General features: G+C 46.1%; 21 protein-coding genes, 1 tRNA gene and 1 pseudogene. 11 read left to right on the forward strand and 12 right to left on the reverse strand.

Translation table 11 applies throughout. From position 1 onward, the window contains the following. Positions 1–7 precede the first annotated feature (7 nt). A complete protein-coding gene (gene dsrB / locus M977_RS03070; protein ID WP_064512068.1) occupies positions 8–196 on the reverse strand; it encodes a protein DsrB in 189 nt (62 codons plus the stop codon). A gap of 131 nt (positions 197–327) precedes the next feature. Here dsrB and yodD point away from each other — a divergent pair, with 131 nt between their 5' ends. Together yodD and M977_RS03080 are read left to right on the forward strand one after the other, a co-directional pair. Further along, positions 328–543, forward strand: coding sequence for a YodD family peroxide/acid resistance protein (gene yodD, locus M977_RS03075; RefSeq protein WP_064512069.1), 216 nt, complete (start codon positions 328–330; stop codon positions 541–543). 443 nt (positions 544–986) lie between these two features. Beyond that, positions 987–1802, forward strand: a complete 816-nt coding sequence (locus tag M977_RS03080) for a mannosyl-3-phosphoglycerate phosphatase-related protein (RefSeq protein WP_064512070.1) — start codon at positions 987–989, stop codon at positions 1800–1802. A gap of 5 nt (positions 1803–1807) precedes the next feature. On the opposite strand, the gene dgcQ is transcribed toward M977_RS03080, so the two are convergent. The 3 genes from dgcQ to M977_RS03095 form a co-directional block, all read right to left on the reverse strand. Further along, on the reverse strand, positions 1808–3484 hold the full coding sequence (gene dgcQ, locus M977_RS03085; RefSeq protein ID WP_245163478.1) for a cellulose biosynthesis regulator diguanylate cyclase DgcQ: 1677 nt from the start codon (positions 3482–3484) through the stop codon (positions 1808–1810). A gap of 212 nt (positions 3485–3696) precedes the next feature. After that, a complete protein-coding gene (locus tag M977_RS03090) occupies positions 3697–3876 on the reverse strand; it encodes a YodC family protein (RefSeq protein WP_064512072.1) in 180 nt (59 codons plus the stop codon). 92 nt (positions 3877–3968) lie between these two features. Then, a complete protein-coding gene (locus M977_RS03095; protein ID WP_064512073.1) occupies positions 3969–4883 on the reverse strand; it encodes a DUF808 family protein in 915 nt (304 codons plus the stop codon). Between the two features lie 205 nt (positions 4884–5088). Here M977_RS03095 and yedA point away from each other — a divergent pair, with 205 nt between their 5' ends. Then, positions 5089–6006, forward strand: a complete 918-nt coding sequence (yedA, locus tag M977_RS03100; RefSeq protein WP_064512074.1) for a drug/metabolite exporter YedA — start codon at positions 5089–5091, stop codon at positions 6004–6006. 4 nt (positions 6007–6010) lie between these two features. On the opposite strand, the gene M977_RS03105 is transcribed toward yedA, so the two are convergent. Next, positions 6011–6508, reverse strand: a complete 498-nt coding sequence (locus M977_RS03105; RefSeq protein WP_064512075.1) for a very short patch repair endonuclease — start codon at positions 6506–6508, stop codon at positions 6011–6013. 445 nt (positions 6509–6953) lie between these two features. Here M977_RS03105 and M977_RS03110 point away from each other — a divergent pair, with 445 nt between their 5' ends. After that, on the forward strand, positions 6954–7472 hold the full coding sequence (locus M977_RS03110) for a hypothetical protein (RefSeq protein ID WP_064512076.1): 519 nt from the start codon (positions 6954–6956) through the stop codon (positions 7470–7472). Between the two features lie 56 nt (positions 7473–7528). Here the strand turns inward: M977_RS03110 and M977_RS03115 are convergent, their stop codons facing one another. The 3 genes from M977_RS03115 to drpB all read right to left on the reverse strand — a co-directional run bounded on the left by M977_RS03115 (position 7529) and on the right by drpB (position 10093). Then, a complete protein-coding gene (locus tag M977_RS03115) occupies positions 7529–8950 on the reverse strand; it encodes a DNA cytosine methyltransferase (RefSeq protein WP_064512077.1) in 1422 nt (473 codons plus the stop codon). A 97-nt stretch (positions 8951–9047) separates the two neighbouring features. Continuing rightward, a complete protein-coding gene (locus tag M977_RS03120) occupies positions 9048–9752 on the reverse strand; it encodes a phosphohydrolase (protein ID WP_064512078.1) in 705 nt (234 codons plus the stop codon). A gap of 104 nt (positions 9753–9856) precedes the next feature. Beyond that, positions 9857–10093: a cell division protein DrpB gene (gene drpB, locus M977_RS03125; RefSeq protein WP_064512143.1), complete on the reverse strand. Its 237-nt coding sequence runs from the start codon at positions 10091–10093 to the stop codon at positions 9857–9859. 801 nt (positions 10094–10894) lie between these two features. Between drpB and mtfA the strand changes: the two genes are divergently transcribed. The 3 genes from mtfA (at position 10895) to M977_RS03140 (ending at position 12869) form a co-directional block, all read left to right on the forward strand. Continuing rightward, entirely contained in the window at positions 10895–11692 is a 798-nt protein-coding gene (gene mtfA, locus M977_RS03130; protein WP_064512079.1) for a DgsA anti-repressor MtfA, read from the forward strand. Between the two features lie 100 nt (positions 11693–11792). After that, positions 11793–11868, forward strand: a tRNA-Asn gene (locus tag M977_RS03135). A gap of 209 nt (positions 11869–12077) precedes the next feature. Continuing rightward, positions 12078–12869: an MBL fold metallo-hydrolase gene (locus tag M977_RS03140; protein WP_064512080.1), complete on the forward strand. Its 792-nt coding sequence runs from the start codon at positions 12078–12080 to the stop codon at positions 12867–12869. 135 nt (positions 12870–13004) lie between these two features. Here M977_RS03140 and M977_RS03145 read toward each other — a convergent pair whose 3' ends face one another. Continuing rightward, the gene (locus M977_RS03145) at positions 13005–13988 is read right to left on the reverse strand and encodes a Gfo/Idh/MocA family protein (protein WP_064512145.1); all 984 of its coding nucleotides are present in this window, start codon (positions 13986–13988) and stop codon (positions 13005–13007) included. Positions 13989–14167: 179 nt separating this feature from the next. Here M977_RS03145 and M977_RS03150 point away from each other — a divergent pair, with 179 nt between their 5' ends. Beyond that, positions 14168–14866 carry an RluA family pseudouridine synthase gene (locus M977_RS03150; RefSeq protein ID WP_064512081.1) on the forward strand — a complete coding sequence of 233 codons (699 nt, stop codon included), beginning with the start codon at positions 14168–14170 and terminating at the stop codon, positions 14864–14866. Between the two features lie 430 nt (positions 14867–15296). Here M977_RS03150 and M977_RS03155 read toward each other — a convergent pair whose 3' ends face one another. The 3 genes and pseudogenes from M977_RS03155 to M977_RS03160 form a co-directional block, all read right to left on the reverse strand. Then, positions 15297–16187, reverse strand: coding sequence for a transporter substrate-binding domain-containing protein (locus tag M977_RS03155; protein WP_064512082.1), 891 nt, complete (start codon positions 16185–16187; stop codon positions 15297–15299). Positions 16188–16773: 586 nt separating this feature from the next. Next, a pseudogene (locus M977_RS24190) lies at positions 16774–17046 on the reverse strand (glycoside hydrolase); the annotation flags it as partial. 141 nt (positions 17047–17187) lie between these two features. Continuing rightward, complete coding sequence (locus M977_RS03160; RefSeq protein WP_064512083.1) at positions 17188–18375, reverse strand: OmpP1/FadL family transporter; 1188 nt, start codon at positions 18373–18375, stop codon at positions 17188–17190. 487 nt (positions 18376–18862) lie between these two features. On the opposite strand from M977_RS03160, the gene M977_RS03165 reads away from it, so the two are divergent. The 3 genes from M977_RS03165 to M977_RS03175 are packed head-to-tail and all read left to right on the forward strand — an operon-like array spanning position 18863 to position 20805. Further along, positions 18863–19585 (forward strand): DUF1254 domain-containing protein, encoded by a 723-nt coding sequence (locus tag M977_RS03165; protein WP_064512084.1) that lies wholly within the window; start codon positions 18863–18865, stop codon positions 19583–19585. Between the two features lie 40 nt (positions 19586–19625). Then, positions 19626–19757, forward strand: a complete 132-nt coding sequence (locus M977_RS26000; protein WP_280643824.1) for a hypothetical protein — start codon at positions 19626–19628, stop codon at positions 19755–19757. A gap of 37 nt (positions 19758–19794) precedes the next feature. After that, positions 19795–20805, forward strand: coding sequence for a DUF1214 domain-containing protein (locus M977_RS03175; RefSeq protein WP_064512085.1), 1011 nt, complete (start codon positions 19795–19797; stop codon positions 20803–20805). Positions 20806–21050: the final 245 nt, after the last annotated feature.

The raw sequence follows: 21050 nt of genomic DNA on the forward strand, positions 1-21050 counted from the left end.
AAATATATTACTCAGAGCGTTCAACAAAAACGCCATCCGGGTGCCCCAGTTCGTTAAAGAACCAGATCCCCAACGGATACTCTTCCAGCGATACGAGGTACATCGTCCCCTCGCTAAATTGCTCGACAGCTAATACCACGCCAGGCCGACGCGGGCCGCCATCGGTTTTGACTGTCACGCGATCGTTGATATTCATAACAAAAATCTCCAAGTTTCTTTGTGCCAGTGTAGATCAAAAACGACTCATTCGCATCGCATGATGCGCAAGGTTATGCATTTTGTTAAGCGTCTATACTTAAACACGGGTACAGCCTGGAGGACGACTGCATGAAGACCGCGAAAGAGCTTAATGAAACCACACGTATCGATGTCGATGCGCTATTGGCGGCCATCAATGAGATTAGCGAAAGTGAAGTGACACGTGCGAGTGACGATCCGCATCGAGTCAGTATCGATGGGCGCACATGGCACACCTACTCCGAATTAGCGGAAGCCTTTGAACTGGATATACACGATTTTAGTGTTAATGAAGTGAACCGCTGAATTCCCCGAAATAATTCGAGTTGCAGGACAAAAGGTTTCAGCCTTTTGAACAGCGCTTACAGCGTTCAAATCAGCTTTCAGCAGATCTGTCGGGTGAGTGAAAGTAGCCAACGCATCAGCAGCTTGAAGTATGAAGTGGATAAAAGAATCCCGGCAGGAAAGCCGGGATTAAACTTGCGTTAGCAAGAAGCAATTGAAAAATTCGTTACACCAGGAAATCTGATGTACATCCACCATACATCAGATTTATTTCAAAACAATGAAATGATTCGTTCTATGAATATTCAATTTTTCGCAACGACTTAGCTGAATCGTGCCGCCATTCCTTATTCTTAGCGGTTTCCAGCAATAATACGGATACTCATTAATGATTAGGCTGCGAATTTAATTGAGATTTATCCTACTCAACCAGTCATTTAGCCTTTGGATTCAGGAGAAGTACCATGCTGCATCTGCACGATCCGCTATTAATCATTTCAGATCTCGATGGCACACTGCTGGAACACCATTCCTACCGTTGGGAGGCCGCAAGTCCCTGGATTAACATTTTGCGCCAGAACGAGATCCCACTGATTTTGTGTAGTGCGAAAAGTGCTGCGGAAATCATTGAGTGGCAAAATGAGTTTTCATTAACCGGACAGGCGTTTATTGCTGAAAACGGGGCGGTTATCCAGCTTGATTCACGCTGGAGTGACAGCGACGATTACCCTCGTCTGATGACGGGTATTCGTCATGAAGAGCTGTTTTCTGTTCTGGATAAGTTACGGCAGAAATTTGGTTTTAAATTCACCTGCTTTGCCGACGTCGATGAGAATACCCTCTGTGAATTAACTGGCCTTACACGCAAACAGGCAGTCCTTGCAAAGCTCAGTGAAGCATCTGAAACCTTAATATGGCGCGATAGCGAAGAAATGATGGCCGCATTTAACGAGCAGTTGGCAAGCCTGGGTTTAATGATGCTGCAAGGCGGGCGGTTCTGGCATGTATTAGATATGCAGGCCGGCAAAGATAAGGCGCTACACTGGCTTCAGGAGCAGTTTCAACAACGCGAAGGGAAAACCCACATCACAATAGGTCTGGGGGACAGCCCGAGCGATGCATTACTGCTTGATAGCGTCGATTACGCCGTGGTTGTCAAAGGCTACAGCCGCCAGACAGTGACGCTGCAACGGGACGACCCACAGCGCGTGTATCGCAGCCAGAACTACGGTCCTGAAGGGTGGAAAGAAGGTCTCGATCATTTCATCACCCCTGAGTAACCGGTTTAATCGTGATTACAGACCTGATTACGACCACCCTGCTTCGCTTTATACAGCCGATGGTCAGCGTAAGTTTGCAGGCGTTCGAAATCGTAATCGCTAAATTCAAACGAACTACTCACACCAAATGAGGCACTGATCCTTACCGTATTGCCTTGCTTGATGAGTAATTCCTTAGTGTTAATGCGCACTCGGATGCGTTCAGCCACTTTTGTCGCCTCTTCCAGTGTTGTTTCAGGCAGCACGATACAGAACTCCTCACCGCCGACGCGTCCGGCAATATCGCCCGTACGAAACGCATCACTGAGCATCGCTGCCGCATGGATAAGTACTTTGTCGCCACAGCTATGGCCAAACCTGTCGTTTATGCTTTTAAAGAGATCAAGGTCCATCTGAATCACCGAGAAAGGTAATCCTTGCTGCTCACACTCCTGAGACAATTTACGCGCAATCTCGAAGAAGGCACCGCGATTGTACAAACGAGTTAGCGTGTCGTAGTTAGCCCGCCAGGTCAGGGTTTGTTGCAAGCTGAACATGTTATTGACCAGGCGGCGAATCACCATCCATGAAGCAAACAGCATAAGCGTAAATAGCATCCACAGAATGCTCAGGACAATACTAATACGCCCAAATTCGCCCTGAACCCCTTCTTCCAGGGTATGGACTTTAACCAGCAAACCATCAAAGTTATTCAGCTTCGCCCAGGTGATAAAACGGCTATCCATACGCAATTCACCCTGTTCCCCCTGTTTTGCAGCAGTGACCACGTTGGCAATTCGCGCCAATTGGGGTGCGGTAAACAGCTCATGCTGCGGCAAACTCCTGGCCGAAGTCGCAATAGGATTTAATTCGTTATCGTAGAGCAGCACCGTGCCTTCATGGTCATCATATTTGGCTTCCCGCAAGAAGTTATGGAGTGATTCGATAGGATAATCGAGAGCCAGTACGCCATACCAACGCCCGTTAAAATCAAGCGGGACCGAAGCGGTAACAATCTGCCCTGATGTATCGTTGCCATTAAAAGTATGTGTCCACTTCAAAGACCGCTGTGGGTTATTTTGCAGCGACTGAGAGGAAAAATAGGGTCTGGCGATCAAGCGGTAGTAAAGCGAGACGATATTCGGATCGTTGGCGGGCGGCGTGTTCGTCAAAAAGAAACCGCTGCGCGAGGCATAGAACATGCGCTGTGGCATTTTCCCGGAACTGTCGGATAAGCGCATGATATAGCTTAATTCCAGCGCCGAGCTTAATTCTGAGTGAAGAGTGTGCTCATCTCGGTCGAGCAATGGGCTTTTGTTTACAAATTCATCAGATACGCCACTCATCGGCAAACTGCGGCTTAAATCGAGGCGCAATTGCCAGAAAGGCTGGGTACGCAAGGTATCAAAATCGGCCAGGGATTTGCGGGTTCTATCCGTTGAGATCGGGGATTGCAGCGCATACAGCATCGCATTGCGATAAAACAGCAGATTGTCGATGCTGTGCTGGAGCTGTCGGTCAAGCAAAGTGGCAACGCTATCGAGACTATTACGCTGGTTGGCAACATAAGCCCCTTCTAGTACCACTGCCTCTCGCCATGTCAACACGGTGGAGAACAAAAATACGAAGATAAAACAAAGATTAACGACCTTTTGCGGATTTTTGAAGCGGCCGATCACGCGTTGTAATGCATTGCCTAACACTAACACTCTCCCTGAAACCGCAATCATCTAAAATCTGTCAACACTACCGGTGCCATGACACCCAGGTCATGGGTCGGTTCTAATATGTAGAGAATACATGACCACTCAGGATTATTACTAAGGGTAAATATATTCATGGGAATTATATTACCCTCAAAACGAAAGGTAATCAGGAAATAAAAATGCCCTATCAATGACAGGGCATTTGAGGCTTATCCTTGCGAGCCGCCCCCTGTTGCCAGTGGGGCCAAATCATCCTCTCGGAAGGCCTCGCGCTTTACACCAAAACCATCATACCAACGACACTCCACCATACCGCTGGAAAACCCGGTAACAATCATCCTTGGGCCACCATTCTTAGGTTGGACTTCATCGCTGACCACAAAGACCATAACTGCCTCCTGTATCAGGGGTGAAAACTTCTACAGTTATAGACAATGACCTGGTGTTTTGCCTGGCAAACCAGGCAAATTTACGCAAAAAATTAGTGAACTGTGCGCCCGCGCAGGCGGCTTATGCCATTAACGACTACCAGCACAATGGCGCCAATGACAAAACCGATAACCAGGTTTGCTACGGTTGGCCCAAGTAAATGAACGGCTCCACCCACCTTCTGCGCCCAGTTTTCAATGGCATGATGAAGGACCGGAATACCGTGAACCAGAATGCCGCCGCCGACCAAAAACATAGCCAGAGTTCCGACAACCGAGAGGAATTTCATCAGCCACGGTGCCAGCACTAATAACCCTTTGCCAATCCCGCGCGCGATAACCGAGGTTTTTTCAACCAGCCAAAAACCAAGATCGTCGAGCTTAACGATGATTCCTACCAGGCCATACACCCCGATCGTCACGACCAGCGCTATCCCCGATAGCACCAACACCTGGTTGAGCAAAGGCGCGTCGGCGACAATGCCTAACGTAATCGCCACGATTTCAGCCGAGAGAATAAAGTCGGTACGAATCGCACCTTTCACTTTGTCTTTTTCGTAAACCATCGGGTCTTGCGCGGCAATATCATCTAACCGCTTCTGGCGCTCTTCCGGTGTTTCCTTGTGCTTACGGGACTGAAGCGTGTGAACGACTTTTTCCACGCCTTCATAACACAAGAAAGCGCCGCCAATCATTAATAACGGCGTGATAGCCCACGGTGCAAAAGCGCTAATAATAAGAGCCAGAGGAACGAGGATCAGCTTATTGATGGCCGAACCCTTCGCGACTTGCCACACCACCGGCAATTCACGGTTTGCCCGTACACCTGAAACTTGTTGTGCGTTAAGGGATAAATCGTCTCCCAATACCCCGGCAGTTTTCTTCGCCGCCAGTTTCCCCATCATCGAGATATCGTCCAGCAAAGTGGCGATATCATCCAGCAACGTTAGTAAGCTACTTCCAGCCAAAATGAGCATCCTTTTTTGTTTGTCTACTCAATAGTATGGAACAAAACTTAGCTGGCGAAAATCAAACTCATCTGTCAATAAAAATTAACATTCTACAAACAAGTAAAATCCTCGCCAGAAAGATAGTTTTGACGTTAACTATTAGCTCTATTAGCGTTAGTTACCCTGAATAATTCGAGTTGCAGGAAGGGTAAAGAGAGGAAACATGCGCGTTCGTTCTGGTCAGTTATTGCCGCTGGTTGCTGCATTATTTGCGTTGTACATCATCTGGGGCTCCACCTATTTTGCTATCGCCGTAGGCGTGAAAAGCTGGCCGCCATTTATGATGGCTGGCGTGCGATTTATGGTTGCTGGTGTGTTGTTGATGAGCGTTTTATTACTACGGGGCCATAAGTTACCCGCCATGCGCCCAATGCTTAATGCCGCGTTAATTGGCGTGTTGTTGCTGGCCGTTGGCAATGGTTTTGTGACCGTCGCAGAACATCAGCATGTTCCCTCGGGTATTGCCGCAGTCATGGTCGCAACGGTTCCGCTCTTTACCTTGTGCTTTAGCCGACTGTTTGGCATTCAAACGCGCAAACTAGAATGGCTAGGCATCGCCATTGGCCTTGCCGGCATTGTGTTACTTAATAGCGGTGGAAACCTGAGTGGCAATCCCTGGGGCGCGTTGTTAATTCTGATTGGCTCCTTAAGTTGGGCGTTTGGTTCGGTATACGGGTCGCGTATTGAATTGCCAACCGGCTTGATGGCAGGCGCGGTTGAAATGCTTGCGGCAGGTGTCGTGTTGCTGGTCGCTTCCGCGTTAACCGGTGAACGCCTGACCGCAATGCCTACACCAGCAGGTTTTATAGCGGTGGCTTATCTCTCACTATTTGGTTCTATTATTGCGATTAGCGCTTATATGTACCTGATTCGTAATGTAGCACCTGCGGTGGCAACCAGTTATGCCTACGTCAACCCAGTAGTGGCGGTGCTTTTGGGTACGGGTTTTGCCGGGGAAAGCTTGTCGCCGGTAGAATGGCTGGCGCTGGGGGTGATTATTTTTGCGGTGGTGCTGGTGACGCTGGGGAAATATCTGTTGCCCCCAAAGCCGGTAGTAACGGCGTGTGAAATAGAGAAGTGATCTCTCATTCGGGTGGCGCTTGCCACCCGCTTTCATTTAATGCATGTATTCCCTGCGTATCAATTTTCGCGTGATTGCCACCACTACAGACCCACTCTTCAAGCCGTTCACAAAGCGCGCTATCACTGAGTTTTTCGCGCCCACGCAATGAGCATTCCCAGACTAAAAGCACCCGCCAACCTTCGTTCAATAAAAGCTGTATATCTCGCTTATCGCGCTGCACATTTTTACCTATCTTCTCAAGCCAGAACTCGGTGCGGGTTGCCGGAACCTTGAACAGATAACAGTCATGGTGATGCCAGAAACAGCCATGAGCAAAAATAACGCAGCGATACTCATCAATAACAAAATCGGGACGACCAGCAAGCGAGGCATCCTGCACGCGAAACGCAAAGCCACATTCGCTCAATAAACCAGACAACCGTTTTTCAATAGCAGTGTCACGCGTTGCAATGGCGCGCATGTTTTTGCTGCGAATCGCCTTACTATGCACATCAACCATTAGCGGCTCTCTTACTCGTTATTAATATACTCAGACCAATATTAGCAACAACCACATAACATACGTTATAAAAAAGAAGGGCTCCGTTGCGAATAATTAAAAATGATTTAATAGGGAAATTATTTTCGCTGCCAAAAATGAATATCTCTGAATTTAATTATGTATACTTTTGGACATTCCACGACAGCAACTATTCTCCTAACATCATGTATCAACTAAAAATACACCAATTCCCGCTCATCATTTAGCCACTTTTGAAATAATTTCAACTTTGATCTGTAGAATTAAAATGGCAATCTATATTCCGTAGCACCCATTATGAAGAAGAAAAACTCAAGTTGTTAACATCAGTTGCATTATTTTGTTGGCATGTAAAAGCTCTTCATTATATCAAATATTCTAATTAACTTTTTATGCCCGGACTGGGCTTGTTTAAGACGATAACATGAAGCTATACAAAGCATTATTCATCCCAACTTTGTTGTTGAGTGGCGTATTCAGCACATGGGCAGGGGAAGTGGAAAATAATATTACTCTGGATTATATGGCTCACTGGAATGAAGCCATTGATGGACAGGCCAATCCTATCTCACAGGCCGCAATCCTCGATGCTGATATTGTGAAGAGTTGCAAAACTGTAGCGCCAAAGACTTATCGCAGTGCAATGGTCAATTTGTGGCAACATAAAACCGGCACTAAAATGACAGAGACGGCATTTCTGTCCGAAGATTTACAACTATTTGACCGCCTGGCGACAATATCCTGCATTGAAGGTGCGAGCTATGAGCACAAAGGAAATGGCGAGCTGTTAGTTAAAACGCTAAGTGCACAGCTTCTGGATATGGATGTTAAAGATGGCAACGATGCCTTTGAGCAAATAAAAACGATGGAATTCCAGACTGGCATCGTGACCGCCAGATATGGAGTCAGCATTGAGAAACAGAGACAGAATCGCGCAAATTAATTTTCGGTGCTTAAGAAATTTAGGGTCGTATTATTGCCATATGACCCCAAAGTTAATCACTTATTATAAGTGCGATTTTTAACCGCCAATTTTATTGTGCTCTCAAGCAGTTTAGCGACCGCAGCAAACGCAGGCACCACCACTGAATTACCAAACTGTCGGTAAGCCTGAGTATCCGAAACCGGAATACGGAATGCATTGCCTTGAACCGCTTCAAAACCCATTAAACGCGCACATTCGCGGGGCGTTAAACGACGGGGGCGGTTAACCTGATTATCTGCGTTGTCAAAGTCCGCTTCCCCAAGAGATTTATCCCATCCCCGGTCGATAAGTATTTCAGCGCCATCTTTGTAATACCGGGCTGATAATGTGCGGGCCACACTTGCGGGGTTCTGGGGATCAACTAGTCCATAACCAAATCCATTACCCTTCGCCTGATGTTTTTTGGCGTAATAATAAAGATACTTCCACAGCGTTGGCGTCAGAATATATTTACTATCGACAGAAGGTTCCAGTAATTCACCAAAGGTTGGGCGGCGTTGAGGATATAGCTCACTGAGTTTAGTTAATGTGAAATCTTTATGCAGATTGAGGTCGCGACGAAAACCTACCAGCACAATACGTTCACGGTGTTGTGGCAGGAAGTTTTTACCATCAATAATTTTTGGATCCCCCGCCCCCATTATTGCGGCATCAGCCACCTCATAACCCAGGTTATCGAGGGTTTCCATAATGATACGGAAGGTGTTGCCTTTATCATGGCTTTTGAGGTTTTTAACGTTTTCGAGCACAAAAATTGCCGGACGTTTCGCATCAATAATGCGCGCGACATCGAAGAACAATGTGCCCTGCGTTTCACAAGCAAACCCATGTGCTCGCCCTAATGCATTCTTCTTCGACACCCCAGCCAGAGAGAAAGGTTGGCATGGGAAACCCGCCAGCAAAACATCGTGATCGGGCATCGTTGCCTGAATATGTGCCGCAGCTTCTTCATCACTGACATCGTCACGATGGCTCAAAGTGACATCGCGGATATCCTGATTGAACTGATGATTCTCCGGGCTGCAATACCAGTTGGCTTTATAGGTACGCACCGCGTGCTTGTTCCACTCGCTGGTAAATACACATTCGCCGCCTATTGCTTCGAAGCCGCTACGAATACCGCCAATCCCGGCAAATAAATCGACAAATTTAAATGCGTATTTCCCATGATGCGCTGGCAATGGCGGCAACATGTTTTGTAGCATTTCGCTTTCAGCAGGCGTCAAGGTACGCGGAGACGATTTACGGTTAAACCAGCGGTTTAACGATTCACGAGTCCAGTCACCACTCACCTGACGCAAATGGTGCGCCACTGTCTTCTGGTCATAGATTTCCAGAATGTGGCTCACGAGTGCGTAGTCTTCTTCTAGTTGTTGCTGCTGCTGGCGGAGGGATTGTTGTGAGATTTGCACGGCAATAGTGTCGAAGTCGTTCATCATGAACCATAGCAGGGAAAATAGAGTGTCACTCTATCACTGATTTGACCCAGAGAGAATCAGAACAGCCCGCAACAATGCGGGCATCTATTTAATTTTAAGAGGGAATTTTTTGGGAAGAAAATTGATGCACAACGTCCTGCTCAATACCGCAGTAATCACCTTTCAACTCAGCACAAAGTTTGGCCATGTAATTCACCAAGAAATCTGCATTAAGAAGAGCCAGCGCACGCCCTGCCTCGGTTTGCATGGTATCAGGTAATTTCAGTAACTTTTTCTGGAAGTGATCAAGGGCATAAGTGGCATCATCCAGCTCGCGATGGCATGCCAGTGGATCTTCGCTGTCAAACAGTGGTCGCCCTAACGCACCAGAAGTATAGAAAACCCTCGCAAGTCCTATTGCTCCTAAAGACTCCAGACGATCGGCATCTTGCACAATTTTCGCTTCAAGTGTTTGAGGTGCAATCCCGGCGCTAAAGCTATGAGCGCGCACAGCATGTGCAACGGCATCGTATAACGGATGCGGAAAGTCGGGAAAGTGAGCATCCAGAATACGTAAAGTCTCTTGAGCGGCCTGTGTGGAAGCAAGATGACGTTCAGGATGGTTCTTCGGCAAGTTGACAATATCATGGAAGTAACACGCGGTTAGGACCACCAGCCTATCGGCCTCTGTGGTTTCCATGATCTGCTGCGATGTTTTCCATACACGACGAAAATGAGCCACATCATGGGCTTTATCGTCCTGCAACCAGTTGTGTTGCAAATACTCATCAAAACGTTCTTGCCAGTGGGCTATCGGCATACGTACTCCTCACTTCGCAGCTGGACCCGGTACTTAATATGAGTACAAGATCACAAAATAAGCAAGTAAAGCGCTGACAACAGACCACATTGGCACGGTTTTATTCACCTGGCCCGCGTATACCAGGCCAAACCACCTAATAATGCAGCAACCGATCCCAGAACCAATAACCCCATTAAGGCGCCAAGCAACTTTCCACCGAGCGATCCCATATCGCCACCGGTTACGTCACTGACAACCCAAAAGTAACGTACCACAGCCCAAACCGTGTACAGGCAAAATCCATAAAACAACCACAGCGCCAATTTTCCGCCCGGAGTACGAGTCGGTTTTTCGTCCATAACCTCTGACATATGTCCCTCAATTAATTAGCTGATGTATTGCGATAGGTGGAGCATCTCCATGGGTGTGATTTTTATCACATTTTCATTGTTTTTTAACAGCATGAAGTAGCTGTTTTTAATCAGGATAATTCCTAAAATTGTAATATATCATGTCATTTCTCACCAAATTAACAACCCGCAAACATAAGGTCACTTATTGAACGATTTTATAAATATGTAATTTTAGACATTGTTAACTTAATATCCAGCCAGTTTTAAGCACAAACACCAAAACAACCCCCAAATGATTTAAAGCCCAGTAAAAACAACAACAAAAATCATGAATGCATTCAAAAATATTAGCTCTTAGTTTATCCGGTTAGATTAAATTAGAGATATAAGACAAAAAGACATTTTGGATTATAAAAATGCAGGCAATAAATATCGATAATAATACTAATTAGACTTCGAATACCTGCGGGCTCCCCTGTCAAATGCTCAGACTATAGATGCAGTCTGGCAACTCGCAACCCCCCTATCCCAGGATCTCCCCGGAACGTGCGTTCATATAGCTGATACATATATTTCTACTGCAAACATTGAGGGGTGAAATAATTTTATGGCTTCCCGCCCAAGCTGTGACCCGCGTCGTTGAAAGAAAAAGTGGTAAGTGTTTGAATAATGGCACAGAGATATAGGGTGCAACCCATCTCTCGGCGGTCCTGTTCTGGTCGCTACTATGTGCCCCACTAGTGCGGCATTTTCACAGTCACGGTATAGTAGTTTTCCGTTCAAGAGATGACTTTGCGAGCGAGTAACATGATTAAGTGGCCCTGGAAATCAAATGATTCATCCGCTGTCACGGTACTGCCGTGGGAGCAGGCTTTAGCCATTCCGGTCCTGGGAACGCTCACGACTGCTGAGCAAAAAAAACTGGTCCTTCTGGCTGACCGGTTTTTACAGCAAAAACGGCTGGTGCCTTTGCAGGGGTTTGAGCTTGATGAACTAAAAAGCGCGCGGACTGCGTTACTGTTTTGTTTGCCAGTGCTTGAGCTTGGTATCGAATGGCTGGACGGTTTTCATGAAGTCCTCATCTACCCTGCTCCATTCGTAGTGGATGATGAATGGGAAGATGACATTGGCCTGGTACATAACCAGCGCGTTGTTCAGTCTGGTCAAAGCTGGCAGCAAGGTCCCATCATTCTTAACTGGCTTGATGTGCAGGACTCATTTGACGCTTCTGGCTTTAACCTGGTGTTCCACGAAGTTGCGCATAAACTGGATATGCGTAATGGCGATCGGGCCAGCGGCGTTCCGTTGATAGCGCTGCGCGATGTTGCGGGCTGGGAACACGATCTCAAGGCGGCTATGGGTAACATCCAGGACGAAATTGATATGGTGGGAGAAAACGCCGCCAGTATTGATGCCTATGCGGCATCTGAACCGGCAGAATGTTTTGCCGTGCTCTCAGAGTATTTTTTCAGTGCCCCAGAGCTTTTGGCGCCTCGTTTCCCTTCACTTTATCAGCGTTTTTGCCAGTTTTATGGTCAGGACCCGTTATTACGGTTACGTGAGAGTGAAAACATCGAGTCATCCAATGGAAATACGGTGCATTAATTCAGCAAGCTGGGTTTAATTTAATCACTTGAATCAATGTGTTATTTTTATCATTGACTCTTTTGGAACGTGAAGCTACTATTTGCCTCGTTCAAACGATTCCTCTGTAGTTCAGTCGGTAGAACGGCGGACTGTTAATCCGTATGTCACTGGTTCGAGTCCAGTCAGAGGAGCCAAATTCGAGAGCCCGCTTAAGGAAACTTAAGCGGGCTTTTTTGTTTTTGTGGGTTTTGATAATTATCTGGCAGCACTAACGGGCACATCCTGATGTACCTGTGTGCCAGGCTGATTGTGTTTTAAAAGACACCAGAGCAGTCATGCAGATACTACCCTTTCACACTGCTCCCTTTAAAACTGGCTTAACCAGAATAGAGAGGACGACTCAATGATCACGTTATGCAAAGCTTGCGGCACATCTTACGAGGCCAGCGGTTTCCATCCAGAACATTGCAAAATCTGCAAAGATGAACGCCAGTATCTGCCCGCAACGGGGCAGCAATGGGTCGATTGTGACAGCCTTTTTAGTTCACATACCAATTCGTGGAAACAACATGAAACCCACCTCTTCAGCATTCAAACCGTGCCTGAGTTTGCGATCGGTCAACGCGCTTTTCTTCTGAGAACGCCGGAAGGCAATATTCTGTGGGATTGCATTGCCACACTCGACGACGCAACAAAAATGCTGATTCATTCACTGGGCGGTCTCAAAGCTATCGCCATATCGCATCCTCATTTCTACAGCACCATGCAGGATTGGGCCGCCGAGTTTGAAGCCCCGATTTACCTTCATGCCAGCGATAGCCAGTGGATCATGCGCGACAGTCCATGGATTACACTTTGGGAAGGCGACACCCTCAAACTGGGCACAAACGTCACTGTATTGCGACTCGGTGGGCACTTCGCCGGCAGCAGCGTTCTGCACTGGGCACAAGACGAAGGAATGCTGCTTTGTGGGGACACCGTTCAAGTCACCCCTGGCGCGGATGCGGTCTCCTTCATGTGGAGCTACCCGAATATGCTACCGCTGCCAGCAGTGACGGTCGGCAACATCATCAGCCAGCTGAGCGGCGTGAAATTTTCGAAACTCTATGGCGCGTTTGAAGGAAAGGAGATCGCAAAAAATGCCGATGAGATAGTGCGCCGTTCAGGCGAAAAGTATATTGCCTGCCTCAGTTAACGATGTAGCCAGATTCGAAAGCTGGTTTAAAACTCGTTGTTGGGAAATTCATCGGGTGCTTATCGTTAAACCTGGCGGGCGATGCAGAGTCCGGAAATGAAGACTCACTTCCGGATTTTGTTCCTGTGGGCAAAACTAGATTTCAAATGGGAATTTCATGCCCCATTCTTTACGCATATTATCCATGATTTTTAATACGGCGATTGTGTCTTGCGGTTTCATTACGTCACTTGCCGTTTTTCCCTGACGAATACAATCGTTGGTGTGCCTTAATTGATATTCAAAGCCATCGAAATCAAACGGGAAGTGATACTCTTTTTTATTGTCATTCTGGTAAACCGTAAATCCAGTTGCAGCATGAGGTGTGTCGATAACAATATAGCCATTCTTACATTGAATAACCGCTTGCTGGCGCGACAACGCTTCTACCGATGAGCTTAGCAAAGCAACTTGCCCTCTTTCATACTGCATATAGTAGAAACTTGACAGGTCGACGCCACCTTCTGATAACACGGCATTGGACACTACGCGTTCAGGCTTATACCCCAGCAGCATGCAGGTAATACCGATGACATAAATACCCACATCATAGAGTGCGCCTCCAGCCAATTCAGGGTTTATTTTACGATCATTTCTGCTTCCCGGCGGGTTAATACCAAAATCTGCGGCGATATTCACTACATCGCCCAGTTGACCACTGTTTAAAATTTTATGTATTTCAGCATATGCTGGTAAGAATTTCGTCCAGAACGCTTCCATAATAAACAAGCCATTATCAGATGCTTGTTTAAATAAATGCTCAGCCTGGCTTACATCAATCGTGAAACTTTTTTCACATAACACATGTTTATTATTTTTTAGGCATAGCAAGCTATTTTCATAGTGCGAGTTGTGCGGTGTTGCGATATACACTGCATCTATATCAGCGCTCTGTGCCAGTTCCAGATAACTGCCAAACGCCCTCTTCGCACCATATTGCGTAGCAAAAGCCTCTGCATTTTCAATGGAACGTGATGCCACACCAACAAATTCGCACTCATCTGATAAGTAACCCAGCGTCCCGGCGAATTTTTTAGCAATCGTTCCTGTACCAATGATGCCCCAACGGATTTTTTTCATTTTAATGACCATTAACTGTTTTGATGTTGTAAAAAATAACGCCGAGCCACATCAGTTTCAACGAGTTATTCGAAAATCGGAATCACATAGCCAATCTGCATGACAAGGCGAATAGCCAGATTCGCCTGACGGTTTAAAATTCGTTATCATCCGCTCCCACTCACCCTCCAGGCAGCCTGATGTCTACGATTATCGATACCTTTATTGCCCCTGCGTGCCATGACAAGATAGAGGTTCTCTATCAGGACGAGCATCTGGTGCTGATCAATAAGCCCAGCGGGTTGCTCAGTCTGTCGGGGAAAAACCCGCAAAACCTGGACTCGGTGCACCACCGGTTGGTGCAAATATTCCCTGGCTGCACGCTGGTCCATCGCCTTGATTTCGGCACTTCCGGGCTGATGGTGATTGCCCTTAATAAGGTTATCAATGCAGCCCTTTGCCAGCAATTCAGCCAGCGTGCGGTGACCAAAATGTACAGCGCACTGCTCTGCGGGCATCTGAGCGAAAATCAAGGGGTGATAGATGCGCCGATTGCCAAAGATCCGGCACTCTTCCCGCTGATGTCGATTTGTGCAATCAATGGCAAGCCTGCACGTTCCGGCTATCGCGTCATTGAACGCTTTTATCGCGAACTGGAAGATGGGACGCTACTGCCATTAACACGAGTTGAGCTAACCCCGGAAACAGGGCGTACTCATCAACTGCGCATCCACTGCCAGCAGTTGGGCCACCCGATTTTAGGCTGTGACCTGTATGGCGGACTTTTGCTACCAGGTACTGAACAGACTCCACGGCTGATGCTGCACGCCAGCGAACTGCATTTTGTTCATCCGGTTAGTGGGGAGTGGATTAGAGCGCGGAATGAGAGTTTGTTTTGAGGGTATTAACACTCGTTAAACTAGATTTGCGTCTGCTATGAGCTGTGAGTTCAACCGATGGATGCAACACACTTATTGAACCGCTCTGCGGGTGATTCATAGTCTAGCGTTTTTCTCGGCCTTTCATCTAGCAATCTACAATGGAAAGAAAACTGTCCCACGAATTAGTTTTCATTTCAGAGCATATAATAAACTTAGGCAGTTCCCCGTTGCTTCATGTCAATTAATTTTGTAAATCCCAGAAGCGAGAGCTGTACGGCATTCATCTTCTGGTTTGTCACCCAACAGACACCCACCTTTTTTATATTTTAGATAGTTTATCTGGTGTGTAGATGAGTGAATATCTGGGCCAACTGTTTACAGGTTTCTTACATGGAAACGATGTACTTCGTTGAAGTCGACGTCTTTATCAATTTATTGGGTTGAGGATTCATTTACGTCTGTGGATATGTTGTACTCGCGCAATATCATTTCTCAAATTAGTAGAAAGTGGCACGTTCAATAAAACATTTTCAGGTGGAATGGGAGTTAAGAACCATTTTTTATATATCTTTTCAAACTCGCCACTATCAAATAAATCATGTAATGTCTCATTAGTTTTTTCCTGCAAATATATTGACCCCTTTGCTGAAACTAATGCAAAAGGCTGAACTTCACTCAATCTATCGCTTGAGATTTCATATTCTCCAGCCGTAGAATACTTCGACATTAAGGAGTAAAGCAAAATATCATCCCCAACAAACACAGAATTATCATTATTTTCCATGTTGTGAAATCCTGAAACAGATGACTGTGATAAGTGAATAAAAAATGAGTAATGCAATTCGGCATTCAGAAGAGTTACTTCTGGCATAGCAACGCCACCTGAAGTAACAAAAACTGTATGTCCTGAAAGCAGTTCTTTTTTTTCTAAATGCGCTTTCTTATGATAGATATAAGCTGTTGATGAGTAGAAAAAAGGTTCTGAAAATAACAGTCTTGCCCTTCTAGTTGGAGTATCAGTAAGGTTAGAGCACTCAATGTCAGATTTGTGATTGAGTACCATCTGAAACCTGGCTGCCGGATTGGTTTTAATCCATTGTATATTAAGAGTTTTTATACCTAAATCATTTGCTATATGGCTGGCAACTTTCCTACATAAGTCGATAGCCATTCCAACTGGTTTCTCCATGAGAGTATATGAAAAAGGGTATTGATCATCTATATATGAAATATTGATTGTGTGCGTTTCCCTGATATTTTCTATAATATCTTTTGCCTCAACCCCATGAGAGAAGAACAAAAAAATAGCTACTACCACATGACTACATTTCATCAACATACTTAACAAGCCTTTACTTCACGGGAATCTTCACGGGAATTTGAATTAGTATATCCATTTGCAATGGAAACGCTTAAATGTAACATCTTTCAATAAACGGTAATACATTAAACATTATTAATGTGTCATTGAAAATGTTATCCCTATAGTTAAGCTTTTGCAAAAATGTTAAAATAAACACTCTGAAATTGATGGCATTTAAATCAAAATACATCTATTTGTTATATCAAATCTCAGTTTCCACTCTAATTATAGAGCACTATGTTAACAAAATCGGTGGGAATTTTTATATATGCAATGCTAACTCTTTCCCTTCAAACTGATTTTCTCGTTTTATTTTGATGGCCAACGAGGCGGGTAAACATACAATATCTTAGTTTTCCGGGACATTGATGTTCAGACTGGCTCATGGATCCGTCTGTTAGCGTACACTTCCACTTTCTGTACAAGCGGGATAACAGAAATATCTGTATTGCCTTTAAGTCGGTGTAGGTATTCTGAATAACCTATCCACTGGTGGGTGGTTATCCAAAACGGAAGCAATGAGGGCGGAGTCAATAGGTTTAGTTGTTTAAAAGGGAAGCCCTCAATGTTGTGTCATAGTGAATTTGGCCACCGGAACAGAAGTGACATCATTACTTTGCAGTGTTTCCCCTCTGGAGACAAACTGAATTTGGCCATCTATTAATAGGCGCGAATATTCCGCTCTTGGCACATAGCCGCCAGCAAGACCTCCCTGGGCAGCTAAGCGCGTAGTTTTGACATCGCTGAATTTGAGATGATCACAGGTCCAGTTATGCATGGCGATTACTGCATCATAAAAAATAGCCTGATTCAGAGGGAGTAAATAGCGCGGTTCGAATACAACTGTAGCTTACTGTACGAAACCATAACGTATAACTCATGGCTAATAACGGTGAGAGTGTCACAGCTCAGCACTCGACTTGCCGTATTACCACTAAAGAAGTTTGTATATTCAAGCTTAATGCATCAGCACGTATTAGAACTGATAACTGTAGTTTACGTTGACGAACCAAAAGTAAGGGTCATCATAACTACCTTTGTAAAGTGCAGGAGATTGTACGTGCGAGGACTGCATATGCAGATATGACGCGGCAACCCCAATGTTACTTTGCTGAGTGATTTGGTATTGCGCACCAGTAGCGAAACGCCACTCGTCACCGGTGGGTAACGTGAGTGCGACGTCACTCTGTGAATCGTAAACCGTACTGTCAAACGCAACGCCTGCGTTTAAACGCCACTGCTCCGTCGGGCGAAACTGCGCACCCAGGGCCGTGTGCCAGGAGTCTTTCAGGCGGCTGTTTTTATCGAGATCCCGGCTTGATACAGTTATCTGCGGCGCACCGAACTGGCTCCAGTCCTGCCAGCCAAGATCCCCCATCACAGACCACTGTTTATTTATGTCATGTACCAGACTCAGCATAATTTGCTGTGGAGCCCTCACCTGCGCAGAAATGGGCAGGTCATATTCTGCATTGGGCAAGTTCGGGAGCCGGACTTTACCGTCAATATCAAAATTGTATTTGGTTTGACTGGTCCAGGTGATACCGGCGCGGGTTTGATCGGTCAGCTCCATCAGCAGGCCGAGACGATAACTCATTGCCCAGTCGTGATCTTGCTGTTTTTCATCGTTTCCCCCAACGTTACGCGTTAGCGAAAGGAAACCGTAGTTAGCGTTGACAGATCCGCCCACGGAGAGCCTGTCATTGAGTTTATAGGCTACCGAGGGGCTCAGCGTCATGGCAACCATAGTGCTTTTCTTAATCAGGCGATCCCCCTGCCAGTTACCAAAATCAATGCTTAGCCCATAGTTACCGTAGAGCCCAATCCCCGCGTAGAGATCGTCATTAACCTTTTGCGTATAGAACGCACTGGCGTTAGGAAATAACTGCATGATATTGCCCGGGCTTTTACGGCCAGTCTCATCCTTAAGTGAGTAAGAGACATCACCATTCATTGCCTGTAATCCGCCGGTAAACATATGCTCCGGTAGCCGTGTCATCCCTGCTGGGTTGGTCACTATAGTGGAAGCGTCCTGAGCACGCGCGGCCTGCCCCGCTCCCGCCAGAGCCGTATCTTCGGTACCTATTTCGTAAAAATAGAGCGCGCTCGCATGGATTGTCTGCGAGAAAAACAGACCGAGACAAATCAACATCGGTTTTTTCATTTGCCACCTGATTATTATTGTCATTATTGAAATAGTTAATGCTAATAACAGCGTAGATTACGCCATTCAAATATCCACTGTTACGATGCTCATCCCTGCAATAACGATTTCATAGCTGAAGCGATTAAATAACCACTAGCCCTGTTTCCAGCGCGTTAGCGAAGAGGCATTCATCGCCAGGCAAACCGCATATTTACATCCAGCTTTAACGTGTTATTTCACTCTTTGTGGAAATATCAAATGTAAAATCTCAAATATCAAATATCAAATCTAAACTACTATTTTCAATAACTTTCCCAGCCCCGGAGGTTGCAATTTTATGAAAAAGGTACTTTCCCTGAGTATGCTAGCTTTGTGTGTCAATAATGCATGGGCTGCGGACGCTATCAGTCTTGATAAGGTCTGCTAACTCGAAACGACGCTTGTCGGGAAAAAGGATGTCAGTGTCACCCCTGAAAACTATGCCTTTGCCGAACTCGACGTGGCGATGAACGAAGAAGTGAAACATGGTGCAACGAATAAGTTTTATCACCACCGTATGCCAATGGAGATTGATAAGCAGCCTGCGGTATTAATGAACCGCGATACTCTCTATTCTTTTGCCATTATTGATGCTTCTCACGGTGCTACAGTTCACGTTCCTGAAGGGGATGGTCGGTATATTTCTCTGCACGTCATGGATCATGATCACACTACTGAACATGTGTATTACGGCGCAGGCGATTACAAAATTGACCCTGACAAAGCGACTCATTTCCTGGTTCTGAATATTCGAACTCAGGTGAATCCAAACGATCCGGCTGACATCCAGAAAGCACATGTCATCCAGGATGAATATAAGGTCACCTTCCCGGACGGCTACACGCCAAAAGCGTTCAAGATGATTGACTGGAACACAGATGAGCTGAAAAAACTTCAGGCCCATTATTGCCAGCTCGCAGATAAACGTGGCGTCAGTAAAACGTCCGGCCCACATGGTGATTATCCGCAAGAGGATGTGAATATCGGCGGTTGGGGTGGGCTACCGGCAAAACACGCTTTTGACTGGGTAGTGGCTCCGGCTGATGAAGGCGCGAAGAATGCACAATGTAGCTCGACCACCATACGTCCTCTTCCCGTTCAGTATGACAAAAATGGTTACTGGTCCTTGACGGTTTACAATGCTGAAGGCTGGGTTAAATCTGAGATCTGCACCTATCTGGAACTATAACTTCCAGAATGACAGTTACGGCGTCCCTCTGGGGCTGGGCGTGGGGCAGGTCATAAAACAGGGCAAGACGGTTTATAACTTCTTCATTGAACCACAAGGCTCCGTTGCCGATCGCGGACCCGGGCAACCACGCTGGCAAGTTTTTGCCGGTCTGAACCTTCAGTTCAATTGACACGAAAGCGTATTACTCACTTATACCAGAGGTCATAATGATAAAAGTAAATGCCATACTGATGACGACATTGATAATGGGCTCTTCAGCATACGCTGCTCAAACAGTTACCCCAGAAAACTATGCCCGTGCCGAAGTTGACCTTTCTTATCAAAACGTGGTTAACGACGTTGGCAGCAATAAATTCCGTCATGATCGCACACTGATGCCGCTGGATAAGCAACCTGCAGTGACCATGAACCGCGACACAATTTACTCCTTTGGCGTCTACTATGTTCCGAATGGCACGACGGTAACGTTGCCAAAATCAAAAGATGGCCGCTACCAGTCGGCAATGATCATGCAGAATGATGACTTCACCGATCAGGTCTTTTATGGCCCGGGTACTTTTGAGATAAAATCAAAAACCGAGTTTGCGGCAATCGTGGTGCGCACTCAGGTGAATCCAGGCGATCCGCAGGATATTGACTATGTCCATAAGTTACAGGATGAAATAACCGTTAAATGGCCTGCAGGTACCAAAGTTAAGTCTTATACGCCCGTAGACTGGGATAAAGACAGCCTGATGACGTTGCGTAAACAGTACCAGGCTGAGGCAGCGAAATTACCTAACTTCAATGACACCGCAGGTGCACGGGGTAAAATTGACCCGAAAATGCTGCGTCTTAGCGCCTCTGTCGCGCTCGGTTTGCTTCCCGCAGAAGACGCAGTTTACCTCTATCGTGATTTTGGTCTGAGCGGGGATAAATGCTACAAAGCTACCTACAGCAAACCAGATTTCAATGAAGGTGGTTTCTTCTCCTTCACGATGTATGGTGCGGATAAATACCTGCACGATGAGAATTCTATTCTGAATAACCGCACCATTAAATTCGATACGGATGGCAAATTCACTATTTACTATGGTCCTGAAAAGGTCTGCGGTACGCAGAAAAACTGGCTACCCACTCCTGGAGATAACTGGTATCTGGGAATGCGTATTTATCGCCCTGGGGAGTCTGTCATTAATGGTTCTTATACCGTACCGACACCTGTCGAAGTGAAATAAGATTGTGAACGCGGGCCAGGTAAAACTGGCCTTTGTGTATTCCCGATGTCTTTGCGTCAGGTGTTTCTGTTGGAGTGACTCTTAACACTAAGCGCTCTTTCGGGCGGCTGTGAGCAAGAAGCGGAAGTTAAACATGAAAACAGGTAAACACTTTGCCAGATGTCCGTCCATTTCTCGCAGCTGTTTATATTTTAACTTTTGATACAGCCTGATTTTCTGAAAGTTCTATTTTAAATATCATGAGC

Source organism: Buttiauxella gaviniae ATCC 51604 (genome assembly GCF_001654835.1).
Classification (GTDB): domain Bacteria; phylum Pseudomonadota; class Gammaproteobacteria; order Enterobacterales; family Enterobacteriaceae; genus Buttiauxella; species Buttiauxella gaviniae.

Bases quoted from the DNA above. Each gene is read 5' to 3' on its own strand.
- dsrB (WP_064512068.1), bottom strand. From the start codon at position 196: ATGAATATCAACGATCGCGTGACAGTCAAAACCGATGGCGGCCCGCGT.
- M977_RS03155 (WP_064512082.1), bottom strand. From the start codon at position 16,187: ATGTTGATGAAATGTAGTCATGTGGTAGTAGCTATTTTTTTGTTCTTC.
- M977_RS03140 (WP_064512080.1), top strand. From the start codon at position 12,078: ATGATCACGTTATGCAAAGCTTGCGGCACATCTTACGAGGCCAGCGGT.
- M977_RS03115 (WP_064512077.1), bottom strand. From the start codon at position 8,950: ATGAACGACTTCGACACTATTGCCGTGCAAATCTCACAACAATCCCTC.
- M977_RS03105 (WP_064512075.1), bottom strand. From the start codon at position 6,508: ATGGTTGATGTGCATAGTAAGGCGATTCGCAGCAAAAACATGCGCGCC.
- M977_RS03165 (WP_064512084.1), top strand. From the start codon at position 18,863: ATGAACGAAGAAGTGAAACATGGTGCAACGAATAAGTTTTATCACCAC.
- M977_RS03145 (WP_064512145.1), bottom strand. From the start codon at position 13,988: ATGAAAAAAATCCGTTGGGGCATCATTGGTACAGGAACGATTGCTAAA.
- drpB (WP_064512143.1), bottom strand. From the start codon at position 10,093: ATGGACGAAAAACCGACTCGTACTCCGGGCGGAAAATTGGCGCTGTGG.
- M977_RS03160 (WP_064512083.1), bottom strand. From the start codon at position 18,375: ATGAAAAAACCGATGTTGATTTGTCTCGGTCTGTTTTTCTCGCAGACA.
- yodD (WP_064512069.1), top strand. From the start codon at position 328: ATGAAGACCGCGAAAGAGCTTAATGAAACCACACGTATCGATGTCGAT.
- M977_RS03110 (WP_064512076.1), top strand. From the start codon at position 6,954: ATGAAGCTATACAAAGCATTATTCATCCCAACTTTGTTGTTGAGTGGC.
- M977_RS03090 (WP_064512072.1), bottom strand. From the start codon at position 3,876: ATGGTCTTTGTGGTCAGCGATGAAGTCCAACCTAAGAATGGTGGCCCA.
- M977_RS03120 (WP_064512078.1), bottom strand. From the start codon at position 9,752: ATGCCGATAGCCCACTGGCAAGAACGTTTTGATGAGTATTTGCAACAC.
- M977_RS03175 (WP_064512085.1), top strand. From the start codon at position 19,795: ATGATAAAAGTAAATGCCATACTGATGACGACATTGATAATGGGCTCT.
- M977_RS03080 (WP_064512070.1), top strand. From the start codon at position 987: ATGCTGCATCTGCACGATCCGCTATTAATCATTTCAGATCTCGATGGC.
- yedA (WP_064512074.1), top strand. From the start codon at position 5,089: ATGCGCGTTCGTTCTGGTCAGTTATTGCCGCTGGTTGCTGCATTATTT.
- mtfA (WP_064512079.1), top strand. From the start codon at position 10,895: ATGATTAAGTGGCCCTGGAAATCAAATGATTCATCCGCTGTCACGGTA.
- M977_RS03150 (WP_064512081.1), top strand. From the start codon at position 14,168: ATGTCTACGATTATCGATACCTTTATTGCCCCTGCGTGCCATGACAAG.